Below are 828 nucleotides of genomic sequence, written 5' to 3' on the forward strand. Positions count from 1 at the left end.
CATATAGTAACTGGCTTTGTTTCAAATAAGTATGCCATTTATAGTTACCCTTATTATCAATCATGGTTAAAGCAAAACCATCTGGATTGGTATCTATACCTATTATTCCATTATGTCCTGTATAAAGTGTTTCCGTCTTAGGAACATCAAAAGTAATATGAACATAATACTTACCATTTCTTTTTATCAATTCAACTTGGTATGCTTCTCCAGTTTCCAAATAATTTAAAAATAGTTTTCTATAATTAATACCATTAACTTTACCTGTTTTCTTGGATAATTTATGTGGTAAATATATAGGAACTTGTATTTTAACTGCTCTATTATTCTTAGTTTTTTCCAGTGTAGATATTTCTAGAAAACTCATACCACTGTTAATAACTACTCTTAAATTAGGATTACCTTTTTTAGTTTTATCACCCCTAGAATAGAGCCTATTATTTCTACAATTTTTCCATTCTTGATTAGTAATTAATCCTTTACATCTTTTGATGAACATTTTTTTAGTACCAAATGTAACAGGTGGAATAGTTTTATTATCAATATGTTTTTGAAAATAGGCTAATCTTCTTTTTCTTTTATCGAGCTTACTTTTTAAAGCATTCCTTTTCTTTTGAGATAATTTATCATTTTTTAACTGTTTTTCAACAGCCTTAACTTTCTTTTTATAATTATCTCTATTTTCTTTGAGCAATTCTCTTTGAGAAACTATTGTCTGTCTTGCACTTTCAACGGCATCTTTAGCTTGACGTATATTTAAATTATATTTATGAGCTACTATTTTTTCTAATTCACCTTTTTTTATTTCACCTTCAAGAAGTCTTTTGA

Annotated in this window: 1 protein-coding gene; it reads right to left on the bottom strand. The window is 26.9% G+C overall.

The genetic code is table 11. The features are described 5' to 3' along the window. Positions 1-828 (bottom strand): nuclease/transposase family protein (locus CLTEP_RS14060; RefSeq protein WP_479723505.1); only part of this gene is annotated, 828 nt, incomplete at both ends.

This window comes from Clostridium tepidiprofundi DSM 19306, from assembly GCF_001594005.1.
In the GTDB taxonomy this organism is placed as follows: domain Bacteria; phylum Bacillota; class Clostridia; order Clostridiales; family Clostridiaceae; genus Clostridium_AC; species Clostridium_AC tepidiprofundi.